The 12,832-nt window shown below is 67.8% G+C and carries 13 protein-coding genes; 5 read left to right on the plus strand and 8 right to left on the minus strand.

Features of this window, described 5'->3' with window-relative positions; genetic code table 11:
* Positions 1–298 precede the first annotated feature (298 nt).
* The 5 genes from hemB to ACTJI2_RS14450 all read right to left on the minus strand — a co-directional run bounded on the left by hemB (position 299) and on the right by ACTJI2_RS14450 (position 5,000).
* A complete protein-coding gene (hemB, locus tag ACTJI2_RS14430) occupies positions 299–1,288 on the minus strand; it encodes a porphobilinogen synthase (RefSeq protein WP_440842546.1) in 990 nt (329 codons plus the stop codon).
* 133 nt (positions 1,289–1,421) lie between these two features.
* A complete protein-coding gene (locus tag ACTJI2_RS14435) occupies positions 1,422–3,038 on the minus strand; it encodes a PA domain-containing protein (RefSeq protein WP_183639641.1) in 1,617 nt (538 codons plus the stop codon).
* Entirely contained in the window at positions 3,031–3,486 is a 456-nt protein-coding gene (locus ACTJI2_RS14440; RefSeq protein ID WP_183639640.1) for a post-PEP-CTERM-1 domain-containing protein, read from the minus strand. The genes ACTJI2_RS14435 and ACTJI2_RS14440 overlap by 8 nt, the downstream gene beginning before the upstream one ends.
* A 178-nt stretch (positions 3,487–3,664) precedes the next feature.
* The gene (locus ACTJI2_RS14445; protein ID WP_183639639.1) at positions 3,665–3,913 is read right to left on the minus strand and encodes a hypothetical protein; all 249 of its coding nucleotides are present in this window, start codon (positions 3,911–3,913) and stop codon (positions 3,665–3,667) included.
* 64 nt (positions 3,914–3,977) lie between these two features.
* Entirely contained in the window at positions 3,978–5,000 is a 1,023-nt protein-coding gene (locus ACTJI2_RS14450; protein WP_318288003.1) for a pteridine-dependent deoxygenase, read from the minus strand.
* Between the two features lie 131 nt (positions 5,001–5,131).
* On the opposite strand from ACTJI2_RS14450, the gene ACTJI2_RS14455 reads away from it, so the two are divergent.
* From ACTJI2_RS14455 to ACTJI2_RS14470, 4 genes are all read left to right on the plus strand, one after another.
* Positions 5,132–5,593: a hypothetical protein gene (locus ACTJI2_RS14455; protein ID WP_183639638.1), complete on the plus strand. Its 462-nt coding sequence runs from the start codon at positions 5,132–5,134 to the stop codon at positions 5,591–5,593.
* 7 nt (positions 5,594–5,600) lie between these two features.
* Positions 5,601–6,302, plus strand: a complete 702-nt coding sequence (locus ACTJI2_RS14460; RefSeq protein WP_318288002.1) for a penicillin-insensitive murein endopeptidase — start codon at positions 5,601–5,603, stop codon at positions 6,300–6,302.
* Between the two features lie 145 nt (positions 6,303–6,447).
* Positions 6,448–6,870, plus strand: a complete 423-nt coding sequence (locus ACTJI2_RS14465; protein ID WP_183639637.1) for a hypothetical protein — start codon at positions 6,448–6,450, stop codon at positions 6,868–6,870.
* A 194-nt stretch (positions 6,871–7,064) separates the two neighbouring features.
* Positions 7,065–8,624, plus strand: coding sequence for a hypothetical protein (locus ACTJI2_RS14470; RefSeq protein WP_440842547.1), 1,560 nt, complete (start codon positions 7,065–7,067; stop codon positions 8,622–8,624).
* A 19-nt stretch (positions 8,625–8,643) separates the two neighbouring features.
* On the opposite strand, the gene ACTJI2_RS14475 is transcribed toward ACTJI2_RS14470, so the two are convergent.
* The 3 genes from ACTJI2_RS14475 to ACTJI2_RS14485 all read right to left on the minus strand — a co-directional run bounded on the left by ACTJI2_RS14475 (position 8,644) and on the right by ACTJI2_RS14485 (position 12,045).
* Positions 8,644–9,087 (minus strand): cytochrome c oxidase assembly factor Coa1 family protein, encoded by a 444-nt coding sequence (locus ACTJI2_RS14475; RefSeq protein ID WP_318288000.1) that lies wholly within the window; start codon positions 9,085–9,087, stop codon positions 8,644–8,646.
* A 4-nt stretch (positions 9,088–9,091) separates the two neighbouring features.
* On the minus strand, positions 9,092–11,269 hold the full coding sequence (locus ACTJI2_RS14480) for a S9 family peptidase (protein ID WP_440842578.1): 2,178 nt from the start codon (positions 11,267–11,269) through the stop codon (positions 9,092–9,094).
* Between the two features lie 74 nt (positions 11,270–11,343).
* Complete coding sequence (locus ACTJI2_RS14485) at positions 11,344–12,045, minus strand: glutathione binding-like protein (RefSeq protein WP_192198369.1); 702 nt, start codon at positions 12,043–12,045, stop codon at positions 11,344–11,346.
* Between the two features lie 110 nt (positions 12,046–12,155).
* Here ACTJI2_RS14485 and ACTJI2_RS14490 point away from each other — a divergent pair, with 110 nt between their 5' ends.
* A complete protein-coding gene (locus ACTJI2_RS14490; protein ID WP_183639632.1) occupies positions 12,156–12,803 on the plus strand; it encodes a TIGR00645 family protein in 648 nt (215 codons plus the stop codon).
* Positions 12,804–12,832: the final 29 nt, after the last annotated feature.

Raw genomic sequence — 12,832 nt, forward strand, 5'->3', positions numbered from 1 at the left:
CGGGCATCTGCGAAGCAGATGACGGGGGATTTGCTCTCGGCGCGAACAACAAATCCCCCTCAATCCCCCTTTTACAAAGGGGGAGGCAGAAGCCAAGCGCTTTCCCGAATCGCAGCATTTAACGGGGGATTTGCTTTTGGCGCGAAAAGCAAATCCCCTTCAATCCCCCTTTTACAAAGGGGGAGGCAAAGGCGAGCCTTTGCCGATTCCCGATTCCCGATTCCCGATTCCCGATTCCCGATTCCCGATTCCCGATTCCCGATTCCCGAATCCCGAATCCCGAATCCCGAATCCCGAATCAACCCCCACGCATCCAGCGCGCGGCATCCAGCGCGAAATACGTCAGGATGCCGTCGGCGCCGGCGCGCTTGAACGCGGTCAGTGCTTCCAGCGTGCAGGCGCGTTCGTCGAGCCAGCCGTTGGCGTAGGCGGCCTTCAGCATCGCGTACTCGCCGCTGACCTGGTAGGCGAAGGTCGGCACGCCGAATTCGTCCTTCACCCGCCGCACCACGTCCAGGTAGGGCATGCCCGGCTTGACCATGACCATGTCCGCGCCTTCCTCCAGATCCAGCGCCACTTCGTGCAGCGCCTCGTTGGTGTTGGCGGGATCCATCTGGTAGGTGAACTTGTTGCCCTTGCCCAGGTTGCCGGCGCTGCCGACCGCGTCGCGGAACGGGCCGTAGAACGCGGAGGCGTACTTGGCCGAGTAGGCCATGATGCGGGTGTGGATGTGGCCTTCCTCTTCCAGTGCGCCGCGGATGGCGCCGATGCGTCCGTCCATCATGTCGCTGGGGGCGACGATGTCCACGCCGGCGCGCGCATGCGACAGCGCTTGCTTGACCAGCGCCTCGACGGTGATGTCGTTCATCACGTAACCGCTGTCATCGATGATGCCGTCCTGGCCATGAGTGGTGAACGGATCCAGCGCCACGTCGGTCATCACGCCCAGTTCCGGGAAACGCTGCTTGATCGCGCGCACCGCGCGCTGGGCCAGCCCGTCATCGTCCCAGGCCGCCTCGGCGTCCAGCGACTTGGCTTCCGGCGCGGTCACCGGGAACAGCGCCAGCACGGGGATGCGCAGTTCGGCGGCCTGCTCGGCGACCTTCAGCAGTTCGTCGATCGACAGGCGATCCACGCCCGGCATCGACGGCACCGCCTCGCGGCCCTTCAATTCGTGGACGAAGACCGGGTAGATCAGATCATTGGCGGTGAGCACGTGCTCGCGCATCAACCGGCGGGAGAAATCGTCGCGGCGCATGCGGCGCGGACGCGTATAGGGATAAGCCATCGCTCGCTCCTGGGGGATGCCGCGATCATACGCCCCCGGATTCCAGCCGGCCTGCGACCGATGCGCGCAGGCTGGCGCGGATATCGGAACGGCGCCTCGCGGCGCCGTTCCGGGTCTGTCTATCCGCTTGTTTTTACTTGATGATCTTGGCCGCGCAGGCCATCACCTTGCCGCCCTGGTTGCCGACCAGCAGGCCGCTGGCCAGCGAGCGCGTCTTGTACGCATCCATGCAGCCCTGGTAGACGTCCTTGCTGCCGCTGGTGCGCAGGCACAGGTTGCTCCAGGCCTGCACGTTCGCGCCCGGGATCAGGCCACCACTGCCGACCACGTCGACATTGGTGGTGCAGTTGCCGATGCGCGCGTTGCCGGGATTGAGTTGCCAGCCGATGTCCTGGAACAGCGCCGGGGTCAGATCCAGGTTCACCTCGCCGCGCAGGGTGGAGGTGATGGCCGGTTCCATCAGCGCGTTGGGCACCAGCGCGGTGTCGTAGTGCGAGAACGACGATCCGCTTTCGTACGGATTCGGCGCATACAGCCGTACCCGCCCGCTGTTGTCGGCGCCCTGCAGCAGTGAGGTATCCACGCCGAAACCGACGCTCGCCGGCAGGTTGGCGCGAATCAGCGCACCATCGGCCTGCGAGACGCCCAGGCTGGGAATGGTGATCGCAGGGTCACTGCCGCCCATCGCCGGCTGCCCGGCCACGTTGTTGGCGACCAGCATGCCGGTGGCACCGGCCGCCTGCACGTTGGCGGCCTTGATCACGAAGTTGCAGTTGCCGCGATCCACCAGTGCGATGTTGCCTGCCACGGCGGCGGCATTGCCGATCGGCTCGCAGCCGTCGGTGGTGCTGACGCCGCCGTCCAGCGCCGCGACCACGGTGCCGGCGAAGTTGGCGGTGGTCGGCACCGGTCCGAAGTTGGCGAAACCGACGTCGTAACTGCCGGCAATCACCGCCGGCGCGGTGACCTTCAGCACGCTGCGGTTGTCCAGCACCAGCGCGGCCTGGCCGTTGACGTTGCCGCCTGTCCACACCAGTCGCCCGGTGTTGCGCAGCGCGGTGGCGCGTTGCGTGGCGGTCAGTTGCGGAAAGGTCGCCGCCAGCGTGTTGTCGTAGGCGAAGGTCGAATAGATGTCCTGCCGCCCGCTGAGGAAGTTGCCGGCCGAGTTGGTGAAGCCCTGGAAGCCCAGGCCATGGCCGATCTCGTGCATGACCACATTGAGGAAATTGATCTTGCCGGCCGGCGTGTTGCCGTCCAGTCCGTAGTACCAGTCCTGGCCGGTCAGGCAGTTGGGATTGACGCCGATGTCGCCGTTGAAGCGCGAGTTGATGTCGATGAAGCCGGGATTGAGATCGCTGCCGGCCAGCGAGTCCGCCAGCGCCGAGGAGTACCAGGTGTTGGGCACCACGCCGGGCGCGAAGTCGGAGAACACGAAGGTGGTGCCGGCCGATCCCAGTGTTGCGCTGGTGGGCGTGCAGGCCAGCGGCTGGAAACTCGCGCCGACATAGATGGTGACGTCGCTCTGCAGGACCGAACCCCACAGATCCATCGCGAACTGGTAGGCGAGGGTGCGCTGTGCTCCCAGGGTGGTGCCGGGATTGAGTCCTTCCGGCGCCTTCGGGGTCGGATCGTCCAGGCCGAGTCCGGTGCCGGCGTCGCCGCTGACCAGGACCAGATCGGCGGCGGTGGCCGGCAAGGCGCAGACCAGCGCCGCCAGCAGGGTTGCACGCAACGGGATCATCCTATTCATCGCTGGCCTCCTTCGCCTGCTGCAGCTTCGACGCGTCATCGGCATGGCCCATGCGCAACTGGCCATCCGCGCCGCGGACGATCATCAGGTCGGTCATGCTGCTTTCCGGCACCGGCTGGACCAGGCCGCCGGCGGGCAGCCGGCGCTGGCCGGCCTGGGCCTCGGTCTCGGTGGCGGGCGCCACGAACCCCTTCTTGCCCGCGCCCAGCGGCTCGGCGCGACGCGCCTTGGCGGCGCCGCGGGACTGTTCGCTGAGTTGCCGGCGTTCTTCCTGCGTCAGTGGACGCAGCTTGCCGGTCTTCGGGTCGATGGCGACCTTGCTGTCGGCGGCGGTGGCTTCGGTCTGGGGAGGCGTCGCCGCGGGCGGCGAGGATTGGGGACTGGCCTGGGCGGTCAGGCAGGCGGCGAAACCCGCCAGCAGCCACCAGGACGGATGCGAGTGCTTCATGAGGCGCTCCATTGCAGGACACAGGGACGCCTGCGCCCACCGGATCGCGACGGCCCGGGTGCAAGGACGCAGGGGCGGACGACGCCGGGCAATGCAGCGGGGGGAACCCGGCCGGCGCAGTCTGCGCCGCGCGGCCGGGGGGTTCAATCAACGGCGATTACGTTTTGGACGGCCCGGCTCAGACGATGCCGCCGCCCAGCATCAGGCGGCCGATGGCGACCACGATGACGATGCCGTTGAGGACCAGGCCGGTCTTGGCGCGGCCGCGGTTGCCGGCGGAGGTGAACAGGACGCCGATGGCGGCGATGATCGCGCCCACCGCGGCGAACGGAATCAGGAACCAGTTGCCCCATCCCAGCAGCGGGATCAGGGCGAGCACCATCCAGACCATCGCGACGATGCCCCACAGCAGACTGATCAGACCCATCGATGTCATCTCCGCGCCGGAAAGGGCCGGCGATGCCCCGAGTATGGGTGCGGCGCGACGGCGATCAAGCCGCCAGGCCGTGCATGCCTTCGATTTCGACCCGCAGCTCGCGTCGGCACACGTCGCCCAGCAGCATCAGGTAGGGCACCTCGCCGCCCAGGCGCGCCGCCAGCTGCGCCGCGACCTCTTCGGCGTCTTCGGCATCGCGCACGTAGACCTTCAGCCGCGCCGAGGCATCCAGGTGGGCGGGCAACTGCGGACGCAGTGCGCGCGCCGCGCCGATCAGGCTGTCAAGGTTGGTCAGGGTTTCGTCCAGTTGCGCCTTCAGCGATTCGGCATGCTGCGAGGCGTGGCCGACGATGGCGGCGGTGCCGGACAGGAACAGCGGCAACGCCGGCGCCGAGGTCGGCAGCAGCGCGCGAGCGAAGCTCGGCGATTGCGGGCCGTACTCGCGCGGATAGCGGTAGGCGCTGACCTGGCGCGGATTCTCCAGCGGCGTGCCGGCCACGCGTGCGCTCAGCCAGTACACCTGCAGCACGCGGCGGCCGTCGCGGCTGCCGACGGCGGTGGCCGCCGGCAGGGTGCCGGTGTCGAACGGACCCAGCCCGCGCACGCGGCCGACGCAGAACTGGCGATAGCGCTCGTGATCGCCTTCGCCCAGGATGATCGCGTCCAGGTAATTCCAGATGCGCAGCAGGTGCGGGTAACCGCTGGCCTGCCAGAACCCGGTCAGGCGGCGATAGACGAGTTCACCGGCCAGCAGGATGCCGCCTTCGGGTTCTTCCATTTCCAGCACGCCGAACTGCAGTTCGCCGTCGCTGGCCCAGCTGATGCCGTCATCGGTGACGCCGGACAAGACCGTCGCCGGGGAGCGCCAGACTTCCAGGCAAGCGGTGCCGTGGAGCGGCTGCAGCGGGACGTGCAGGTAGCGCGGATCGGACACCTGCCCGCGGGTGGGCGCGGTGTCGCCGAAACCGAAGATCGCCAGGGTGTCCGGCCGGTCCAGCTCGCGGGCCAGCGCGGCGACGGGGACATGGTCGACCGCCAGCCGTGCGCTGCTGGGCCGGAAGTCGGGGACGACGCTCATCTTTCGGTACGGATACGCATGAACAGGCCGTCATGATACCGCGCGGCCCGGGGATCCCGGGGCACCGGCGCGGATATGCCATATTCAGTCCCTGCGGCGGATGATCCGGCGCAAACCACGGGAGTCGTGCCATGTCCGTCCGTCTTGCCGCCATGCTGGGGTTGGCCATCCTGCTGACCGGATGCGCCGGAACGTCCAAGGTGATGCTGGGAACGGCGCGCGCGCCGATCGACCCGGCCCAGGTCCAGGTCTACAGCACACCGCCTCCGGGTTCGGTGGAAATCGCCCAGCTGGAATCCACCAGCGCGGTCGGTTTCGGCACCCAGGGCCAGACCGACGCCGCGGTCGCCCGGCTCAAGCGCGAGGCCGCGGCGCTGGGCGCCAACGGCGTCGTGCTGATGGGCGTGGGTTCGAGCGGTTCGCCGGTCGGCATGTCGGTCGGTGCCGGCAGCTATGGACGCCACAGCGGTGGCGGCGTCGGCATCGGCATCCCGACCACCCAGAAGCGCGCCGCCGGCGTGGCGATCTACGTGCCGCCGGGGGCTGCGCCGCCACCGGCGACCGTTCCGCCGACCAGTCCGCCCGCGCGCTAGATCCCGCATGCGCCTGCCAGGAAGGCTGGCGTTGCTGGCCGGACTGGCCACGCTCGTCATCGCATCCGCCGGTTTCGCCACCGACAGCGTCTGTTTCGGCACGCCCGGCCATGGTCGCCTGGAGAAGGCGGCACGGATCCCCGTTTCCGGCGCCAACTTCCAGCCTTACAGCGGACTGGGCGTCCGCCTCGGCCGGACCCATGCGCATTCGCGCGTGGTCCGGGTGATCACCCACGCCTACGGTGCGCTGGAAAAATCGATGCCCGATCGCGTGTTCGTCTACGGCGAATCGGGATGGGCGCAGGGCGGACCCTTTCGCCCGCACCGCACCCACCAGAACGGACTGGCGGTTGATTTCATGGTGCCGGTGCTCGACGAATCGGGCCGCTCGGTGCCGCTGCCTTCCCGCGTGGACAACAAGTTCGGCTATGGCATCGAGTTCGATCGCCTGGGCCGTCATGGCAATCTACGCATCGACTACGAAGCCATCGCCGAACACCTGCATGCGGTGCACGCCGCCGCCCGCCGCGAAGGCATCGCGATGGAGCGGGTCATCTTCGATCCGGCGCTGATCCCGGCCCTGTACCGCACCCGCCGCGGCGACTTCATCCGCCGGCAGGTGCGTTTCATGCCGGGGCAGGCCTGGGTCCGCCATGACGAGCATTACCACATCGATTTCGGGATTCCCTGCCGCCCGTTGGGCGAATGACGCATCACCCCGCATGGACGACGTGGACGCTCGGACGGTTCCGATTCCCGTGCTGTCACCCGAAGGCTACGCTCGCCTCTCCGCACGCTGTCCCGCCATGTCGTCCGGGCTGGCATCCTGCATCGCCCCCGGCCCAAGGATTCCGATGAGAAAACTTCTTCCAGCGCTCGCGTTGTGCATGGCGGGCAGCGCCCAGGGCGCGGTCAGCACCGACATCCGCTGTTTCACCTCCGAAGGCGCACGTCCCGTCCGCTTCGAGCTCCGTCTCTATCACGACGCCGCGATCGCCTGGTCGGGCGGCGCGGTGCGCTACGCGGGTTCGCGCGACAGCCTGCCGCTGGTGCGCGAAAGCGAGGAAGTGGAGGAAATGGTGCCTGGCCGCCCGTATCAGTTCACCACCACCTGGCAGGAGATGCTGGAGGGCAAGGTCAACGGTCGCTACGAGATGGTCAGCCAGGGAGCGCAGATCCACTCCATGGCCTACACGAACGCACGCACCGGCAAGCGGACGGAATTTTCCTGGGTACCCGGCATCGAGGTTTCCGGAGACGACGGTTGCCGGTGGTGAGGTGGTGGAGGATGCGTGCGAGGACGGAAGGCCAGCATGGCAAGGCACGGACGTTGGTTCGCACGATGCCGGGATGGGTGTTCATGGCTTGCGTGTTCGCTGCTTCGGCGGGTGGGCGCGGCATGCAGGGCACAGGCATGACGCCGGCGCCTGATCGCGGGTCCGGAGCGGGTCCTGTCGCGGAGATCGCGCGGGTGAAGCGCCTAGATGGCGTGCAGGCGGTGGCCGATGCGCACGGCAGCCTCACCCTGGCATGGATCGAGGGTGCGACCGCGTACGCCGCTCGCCGCGATGCCGCGCGAGGAACGTGGAGCGCGGCGGTTCGCATCGGTCCGGAACCCACGGCTCCCGGGCAGCGTTCCTTCAATCTGCAGGCGGCGGCGGATGCGGCGGGAACGGTGTTCGTGGCCTGGATGCAGGACACCTCGACGGGACGGCACGTCTTCGTCGCGCGGCATCTCGCGGGGCAGGCGGCATGGCAAGCGGTCCAGCGCGTGACCCCTGCGGACAAGGCGTTGCAGGCGGATGTGCACGAACTGGTTTTGCTGGTCGCGCCGGACGGAGATGCGACGGCGATCTGGTCGGAGATCGCGGACACGCAGGCGCGCGCGGTGCGGGCCTTGTCCAGCAGCGTCGCGCCCCAGCGGCGGCATGCGCTCCTGGCCGCGCGTTTCGACGCCGCCCGCGAGCGCTGGAGCGAGGCGATCCCGGTGGACCCGCGCCGGACCGGAGGATACGGGTTTGGCGTCAGCACGCCGCCCGCCGCGGCCATGGACGGCGATGGCAACGTGACCGTGGCCTGGAACGATCAAGTGGTCGACCGTCCTTTCCTGCTGGCCGCGCGGATCCGCAACGAACTGAAGACGAGCCGGTTCGATGTGCGCAACGGGCGCTGGGAGACGCCGCGGGTGCTCGCGCGCTGCGCCAACGCGATCGCCTGCACGCCGTGGTTGCGGAGCGGCGCTGACGGCACGATCTGGGCCGCCTGGAGTGAAGTCACCGCACCGCCGATCGGCCGGGATGTCTTCGTCGCCCGCCGCGCTCCGCAGGACCGGCGATGGTCGCAACCGCTGCGGCTGACGGACTGCCGGCAGGACGGCTGCGGCGGTGAACTGAGCGATCTGGAAATCGCGCCGTCGGGCGGCGTCGCACTCCGCTGGGAACGAGGCGACCGCACGGCGGGCGCGCTGCTGCCCGTACCCGCGGGCACGTGGCATCCGCTGCCGCTCACGCCGTGGCCGGTACGCATCGGCTGGCTGGAGGACGATGCGCGGTTGTTCGTGATCGGCGGATCCGAATTCGACGCGGTGGGTGGATGGAATCCGGTCGGTGCGCTGGCGCACTACGCGGCGGTCGCCGATACGTCGGAGCCGTGGGAATGGCGTGCCGACGCGACGCCTCCGTTCACGCTGCCGGAGGGATTCGTCCAACTCGACCGTCGGCGGATGCGCACCTTCCGTGTCGACGATATCCGGGCGGTGGTGTCGATCGGGCGGGTGGCGCCGCCTCCTGCGCAGCGGCGCGTGCGCGACGATGGGCGCTTCCAGATTGTGCTGGATCGCTATGACCCGGCGGCCGGGCGCTGGCTGGCGCCGACGGTTCTGGACGAAGTCGGAATATCCGGGAATGCGCTGTTTGGAGGCGAGCCGGGCGGTGTGATCCCGCTGGCAACGACGCCGCGGGCCGCCGTCATCCTGTGGTGGCACAAGGACGTCGACGGCCTGGTGCTGAAAAGCGCGGACCACCGCTTCTGAGGTGCGCGCCGGTGCGGACTCAGCGCCCGAATTCCCCGGCGTCGTCGTCTTCATCCCGCAAATCGATCCGCTGGCCACCGTCCAGGGCCACCACCAGCGTCTCGTACTGCCATTCGCCTGCCCGCTTGCTCGCTTCCACGTACAGCGTGGCCGCGCCGCGACTGCCCTTGAGCGGGATGGCGAGGTTCGCCTCGCCGGACGCGGCGCTGCCGTCGATGTTGCCCTGGACGAAATAGCCCGGCGTGATCGGTTCGCCCAGCGCCGCCACCACGGCGGCGTCGGCACGGGCGCGTGAAAGTCCGGTCTGGTACGGCTCGGATGACTTCATCATGCCGAACACGAAACTCATGATCGCCAGGATGAAGGCGGCGATCAGGGCCATCCCCGTCACCACCAGCGTTGGTACGAACCACTTCCAGTTGCGGCTCCACCAGTTCGGCGGCGGGACGGGGATCTGGCTCATGTCGTCACTCCACGGGCTTCAGGCAGCGCTGGAAGAAATCCTCGGCAATCTTCAGCCGGTGCAGGTTGTCCTTGCCGCGCAGGCCGTGCTTGGCGCCCGGATAGGTCATCAGCTCGAACGGCACCGCGCGCTGCTGCAGGGCGCTCATCAGCTTGGTCGAATTGGTGAACAGCACGTTGTCGTCGGCCATGCCGTGGATCAGCAGCAGCCGGGACTTCAGGCCATCCACATGGGTGAACACCGAACCCTCGCGGTAGCCGTCCACGTTCGACTTCGGCAGATCCATGTAGCGCTCGGTGTAGTGGGTGTCGTACAGGCTCCAGTCGGTGACCGGCGCGCCCGCCACGCCGCAGGCATAGGCGTCGGAGGCCTTGGCCAGCAGCATCAGGGTCATGTAGCCGCCGTTGGACCAGCCGTACACGCCGATGCGCGAACCGTCGACCCACGGCTGCGACTTGAGGAAGTCCACGCCTTTGAGCTGATCGACGACCTCCACCGTGCCCTGCTTGCGGAACAGCGCGTTGCCGAACTTCGCGCCGCGCCGTGGCGTGCCGCGGTTGTCGAGCGAGAACACCACGTAGCCATGCTGCGCCATGTACTGGTCGAAGGTCGGCGCCCAGGTGCGGCTGACGGTCTGGCCGGCCGGGCCGCCATAGACGTAGACCACCACCGGATATTTCTTCTTCGGATCGAAGCCGGTCGGCTTGATCAGGCTGTAGTGCAGGGTCTGGCCGTCCTCGGCATCCAGCGTGCCGTATTCGATCGGTCGATGCGCGTCCTTGTACCTGGCGTAGGGATGCTGCGGGTCGGCCAGATCGTTCTTCACCAGCGCGGTCAGCAGGGTGCCGTCGGCGCGGTGCAGTTCCACCTGCGGCGGCGTGGTCGGGTTGGACCAGCTGTCGATGTAGACCTCGGCGTTGTCGCTGAAGGCCACGCCGTGCATGCCCTCGGCGCGGGTGATGCGGACGGGCTTGGCATCACCGGCCAGGCTGACCGAATACAGCTGCCGCTCCAGCGGCGAAGCCTCGGTGGCGGTGAAATAGACCAGGCCCCTGGCCTCGTCCAGCGCCGAGACGTCCTCGACCGTCCAGTCGCCGGAGGTCAGCTGCGCCAGCTGCTTGCCGTCCTTGTCGTGCAGGTACAGGTGCTCGAAACCGCTCTTCTCGGAGGACCACAGGATGCGGCCGTCCTTGAGGAAGCGCAGGTTGTTGTGCAGCGGGATCCAGGTCTTGCTGGTCTCGGTGATCAGGGTGCGCTGCTTGCCGCTGTCCAGATCGGCTTCGATCAGCTCCAGCGTGCGCTGGTCGCGCGACTGCCGCTGGAACGTGGGGTGGCGCGCGTCGCGCCAGTTCACCCGCGCCAGGTAGATGTCCTTCTCCGCGCCCAGATCCAGCCATTTCGGCGCGCCGCCCTTGGGCGAGATCACGCCCAGCTGGATCAGCACGTTCGGATCGCCGGCGGCCGGGTAGCGCTGCTCGACGATGTCGGCGCGATCCGGATACACCTCGAAGCGTTTCTGCACCGGCACCGGGGTTTCATCGATGCGGGCGAAGGCAATCGCCGAATCATCCGGCGCCCACCAGTAGCCGGTATGGCGATCCATTTCCTCGTCGGCGACGAACTCGGCCACGCCGTTGCCGATGGTGTCCGAACCGTCGCGGGTCAGCTGGGTTTCCTTGCCGCTGGCCAGATCGATCACCCACAGGTTGCGTTCACGCACGAAGCTGACGAAGCCGCCCTTGGGCGACACCTTGGGATCGGTGGCGAAGCCGCCGCCGCGGGTCAGCTTGCGTACCGCCTCCGCGCCGGTCTTGCCCAGGTCGTACAGGTACAGCTCGCCGCCCAGCGGGAACAGCAGGCGCTGGCCATCCGGGGAGAACTGGTAGTCGACGATGCCCGACATCGCGGCGATGCGCTGGCGTTCGCGCCGCGCCTTTTCCTCGTCGCTCAGGGTCTCGGTGCCGGGCAGCACCACCTTGGAGTCCACCAGCATCCGGGTCTGCCCGCTGGCGATATCGTATTCCCACAGATCCAGCTGGAAGCGGTTGTCCTGCTTGCCGCGCAGGAAGGTCACCCGCTTGCCGTCCGGCGAGGTCTTGGCCTTCATCAGCGAGGGACCGGACAGCGGAGCATCGCCGGCCAGGGCTTCCAGGGTGAGTTTTTCGGCGTGGGCAACGGGCATGGCGGCGATCTGGCAGGTGGACGCCAGGCAGGCGGCCAGGAAAAGTCCGGTCAACGGGCGGGCGAGCGCTTTCTTCATGACTTCACGGGTCCTTGGTTGAACAGGTGTTTGCGTTCTTCATCGGTGAGCGGCTGGCCGGCATTGGGATTGACCTGCGTGCGCAGCGCGTAGGCGCGCTGGGTGGCAGGGCGTGCGGCGATGCTTTCATGCCAGCGTCTCAGATTCGGGAACGCCTCGAAATCCGGTGGCAGCTTGTCGTAGGCGTGGATCCAGGGATAGCTGGCCATGTCGGCGATGCCGTATTCGTCGCCGGCCAGGTAGGCGCTCTCCGCCAGGCGCTTGTCCATCACGCCGTGCAGGCGCGCCACTTCGCGGCCGTAGCGTTCGATGGCGTACGGAATCGGCTCCGGCGCGTAGACGTTGAAATGGCCCATCTGCCCGGTCATCGGCCCCAGCCCGCCCATCTGCCAGAACAGCCATTCCAACGCCGCGACGCGGCCGCGCGGCGTCGCCGGCAGGAAACGGCCGGTCTTCTCGGCCAGGTACAACAGGATCGCGCCGGATTCGAACACGCTCTGCGGCGCGCCGCCGTCGGCCGGGGCGTGATCGACGATCGCCGGCATCTTGTTGTTGGGGGAAATGGCCAGGAATTCGGGCTTGAACTGATCCCCCGCGCCGATGTTGACCGGCCTGATCGTGTAGGGGAGCCCGGCTTCTTCCAGGAACAGGGTGATCTTGTGGCCGTTGGGGGTGGGCCAGTAGTACAGGTCGATCATCGCGGGGGACCCCGGAGCGTGAAAAGGCCGAGTGTAACGCCGCTCGCGGGTTGGCAGCAGGAGATCGGCCCGGTAACCTGCGCCCTTTCCCAGCACTGCATCCGACCCCCATGTCGCAACCGACCAATGCGCGCCTTGGTTTCCTGCCGAACCTGATTTTCGCCTCCCGCTGGCTGCAGCTGCCGCTGTACCTGGGCCTGATCGCGGCCCAGGCGGTCTACGTGTTCCTGTTCCTGAAGGAGCTGTGGCACCTGATCCACGGCGCCAACACCCTGACCGAGCAAGGCATCATGCTGCTGGTGCTGGGCCTGATCGACGTGGTGATGATCTCCAACCTGCTGGTGATGGTGATCGTCGGCGGCTACGAGACCTTCGTGTCGCGGCTGCGCCTGCACAACCATCCCGACCAGCCGGAGTGGCTGAGCCACGTCAACGCCAGCGTGCTGAAGGTGAAGCTGGCGATGGCGATCATCGGCATCTCCTCCATCCACCTGCTCAAGACCTTCATCGGCGCCGGCGAGCTCGGCCTGCCGCTGTGCGGGTCGCAGGACCACGTCAGTGCGCTCTCCACCGCCGCGAGCGCGTTGAAGGCCGGCTACGACCTGGGCGCGGTGAAGTGCACCTCGGTCACCTCCATCGGCGTGATGTGGCAGACCATCATCCATGGCGCCTTCATCCTGTCGGCGATCGGCATCGCCTACACCGACAAGTTGATGAGTGCCGCTGCCCCCAAGCGCGAGCACGCCGCCGCCCACTGAGCGGCGCGACGGGGTTTCCACCGTGGCGT

The organism is Pseudoxanthomonas sp. 22568 (genome assembly GCF_052044485.1).
Classification (GTDB): Bacteria; Pseudomonadota; Gammaproteobacteria; order Xanthomonadales; family Xanthomonadaceae; genus Pseudoxanthomonas_A; species Pseudoxanthomonas_A beigongshangi.

Excerpts from the sequence above, each read along its gene's own strand:
- ACTJI2_RS14465 (WP_183639637.1), top strand. The coding sequence starts at position 6,448 with ATGAGAAAACTTCTTCCAGCGCTCGCGTTGTGCATGGCGGGCAGCGCC.
- ACTJI2_RS14445 (WP_183639639.1), bottom strand. The coding sequence starts at position 3,913 with ATGGGTCTGATCAGTCTGCTGTGGGGCATCGTCGCGATGGTCTGGATG.
- ACTJI2_RS14435 (WP_183639641.1), bottom strand. The coding sequence starts at position 3,038 with ATGAATAGGATGATCCCGTTGCGTGCAACCCTGCTGGCGGCGCTGGTC.
- ACTJI2_RS14480 (WP_440842578.1), bottom strand. The coding sequence starts at position 11,269 with ATGCCCGTTGCCCACGCCGAAAAACTCACCCTGGAAGCCCTGGCCGGC.
- ACTJI2_RS14440 (WP_183639640.1), bottom strand. The coding sequence starts at position 3,486 with ATGAAGCACTCGCATCCGTCCTGGTGGCTGCTGGCGGGTTTCGCCGCC.
- hemB (WP_440842546.1), bottom strand. The coding sequence starts at position 1,288 with ATGGCTTATCCCTATACGCGTCCGCGCCGCATGCGCCGCGACGATTTC.
- ACTJI2_RS14460 (WP_318288002.1), top strand. The coding sequence starts at position 5,601 with ATGCGCCTGCCAGGAAGGCTGGCGTTGCTGGCCGGACTGGCCACGCTC.
- ACTJI2_RS14485 (WP_192198369.1), bottom strand. The coding sequence starts at position 12,045 with ATGATCGACCTGTACTACTGGCCCACCCCCAACGGCCACAAGATCACC.
- ACTJI2_RS14455 (WP_183639638.1), top strand. The coding sequence starts at position 5,132 with ATGTCCGTCCGTCTTGCCGCCATGCTGGGGTTGGCCATCCTGCTGACC.
- ACTJI2_RS14450 (WP_318288003.1), bottom strand. The coding sequence starts at position 5,000 with ATGAGCGTCGTCCCCGACTTCCGGCCCAGCAGCGCACGGCTGGCGGTC.
- ACTJI2_RS14490 (WP_183639632.1), top strand. The coding sequence starts at position 12,156 with ATGTCGCAACCGACCAATGCGCGCCTTGGTTTCCTGCCGAACCTGATT.
- ACTJI2_RS14475 (WP_318288000.1), bottom strand. The coding sequence starts at position 9,087 with ATGAGCCAGATCCCCGTCCCGCCGCCGAACTGGTGGAGCCGCAACTGG.